This is a genomic window from Ideonella sp. P3_A4 (assembly GCF_056403075.1).
This window is the reverse complement of record NZ_JBFUGE010000815.1, coordinates 1-2,297: the sequence shown is the minus strand read 5'-3', so window position 1 is coordinate 2,297 and position 2,297 is coordinate 1. Positions and strand designations below refer to the sequence as shown.

Here is a 2,297-nt window from a genome sequence, read left to right as displayed (position 1 = left end):
GCCAGGCGCTGCAGCGTGTGCAGACGCGGCTGGACCGGCCGGCCGCGCCGGACCTGTCGGCGCTGCTCTCGCAGCTGAGTGGCCAGCTGCGCAAGCCGGCGCCACCGGCGGTGATCCAGGCCAGCGTCGGCAAGGAGGTGAAGCTGATTCGCGTCGAGCAGGTCGTCTACTTCGAGTCCGACGCACGCTACACCCGGGTGGTCTACGACGACGAGGCCGGCCCGGCCGAAGCGCTGATCCGCACGCCGCTGAAAGAGCTTTTGGCCCAGCTCGACGCCGACCAGTTCTGGCAGGTTCACCGCTCGGTGATCGTCAACCACCGCCACATCGCCAGCGCGCTGCGCATCGACGAAGGCACGATGGTGCTGACGCTGCGCGGCCGCAACGAGCGCTTGCCGGTGTCGAGGCACTTTCAAGGGTTGTTCAAGGGCCAGTAGCCCCGCGCCGGCGGCGCCGACGCGGCCGATGCGACACTGGTGCTCACCGCAGTCCCCCGGCCTGCCACGAGCAGGCCCGCTCGCCATGTCCGCTGTACCCCTGCCCACCCCGCAGTTCGACCGCTTCTACCGCCACCCGGAACTGAGCCAGCTGCTGGCCGACTACGCCGCCGCGCTGCCCGACCTGATCGAGCGCCGCTCGATGGGCCTGAGCCACGAGGGCCGCGAGATCTGGTTGCTGGTGATCACCAACCGCGCCACCGGGCCCGACACTGACAAGCCCGCGCTCTGGATCGACGGCAACATTCATGCCGCCGAGTTGACTGCCAGCACCGCGTGCCTGTACTGGCTGCACCAACTGGCAAGTTCCTATGGCAGCGACGCCAAGGTCACCGAGCTGCTCGACAGCCGCGTCGTCTACCTTTGCCCGCGGCTGAACCCCGACGGCGCCGAGCTGGCGCTCGCCGACACGCCGCGCCACATCCGCTCGGCAACGCGCCCTTACCCCTTCGATGAGCCGCATGTCGACGGCCTGACGACACAGGACATCGACGGCGACGGCCGCATCCTGCAGATGCGGGTGAAAGACCCGAACGGCAGCTGGAAGGTCCACCCTGACGAGCCGCGGCTGCTGATCCCGCGCGAGCCGGGTGAGTTCGGCGGCACGTACTACCGCGTGATGCCCGAAGGCCTGCTGGAGAACTTCGACGGCACGACGATCCGTGTCAACCGCGACCGCGAAGGGCTGGACCTGAACCGCAACTTCCCCGCCTACTGGCGGCAGGAGTTCGAGCAGCTTGGCGCCGGCCCCTACCCGACCAGCGAGCCCGAGGTGCGGGCGATGGTCGACTTCATGGTCAAGCACCCGAACATCGGCGCCGCCGTCAGCTTCCACACCCACTCGGGCGTGATCCTGCGGCCGATGGGCACGCAGAGCGACGACGACATGACGCCCGAGGATCTGTGGATCTACAAGCGGCTGTCGGACATCGGTGCCAAGCTGACCGGCTACCCCGCGATCAGCATCTGGCACGACTTCAAGTACCACCCGAAGGAAATCATCACCGGCACGCAGGACTGGGTCTACGAGCACCTCGGGGCGCTGTTCTGGACGGTCGAGATCTGGGCTCCCAACAAGGAGGCCGGCATCACCGACTACGACTGGATCCACTGGTACCGCGACCACCCGCCCGAAGATGACCTGAAGCTGCTGAAGTGGAGCGACGAGCACTGCGAGGGCAAGGCCCACAACGACTGGCGCCCGTTCAACCACCCGCAGCTCGGCGCGGTCGAGATCGGTGGCTGGGACCGCATGAACTACTGGCGCAACCCGCCGCCGAAATACCGTGAGCGCGAGGCCGCGCGCTTCCCGGCGTGGCTGACGCAGCTGGGCCTGACGTTGCCGAAGCTGAACACCGTGTCGACCAGCGTCGACGCACTCGGCCCCGACACTTGGCGTGTCAAGTTCGTCGTCGCCAATACCGGCTACTTACCGAGTTATGTCACCAAGCGGGCACTCGAGCGCAAGGTCGCGCGGGCCTGCGTGTTCGAGATCGGGTTGCCGGCCGGTGCCTCGCTAGTCAACGGCAAGCCGCGCATCGAGGGCCCGCAGCTCGAAGGCCATGCGCCGAAGAACTCGCTGCAGGCTTTCATTCCCGAGCGCGACGTGACGGCCGACAAGGCGCACGCCGAATGGATCGTCCGTGCGCCGGTCGGCACCGTGCTGCAGCTGAAGGCCCACGCCGGACGCGCTGGTGCGGTCAACGCCGAGGTGACGTTGGGTTGAACTGAAACGCTGCCCTGCCGAGGTTGCGGCGGCAGGGCGGCGGCGGTGCCCCGTTCTCCGGCCCACGCTCGCGG

The 2,297-nt window shown here is 68.1% G+C and carries 2 protein-coding genes; both read left to right on the top strand.

Annotated elements, in window-relative coordinates:
- A partial coding sequence (locus tag AC1DYI_RS33110; RefSeq protein WP_477208352.1) for a LytR/AlgR family response regulator transcription factor occupies positions 1-437 on the top strand: 437 nt, incomplete at its 5' end.
- 85 nt (positions 438-522) lie between these two features.
- A complete protein-coding gene (locus tag AC1DYI_RS33105; protein WP_477208351.1) occupies positions 523-2,223 on the top strand; it encodes a M14 family metallopeptidase in 1,701 nt (566 codons plus the stop codon).
- Positions 2,224-2,297: the final 74 nt, after the last annotated feature.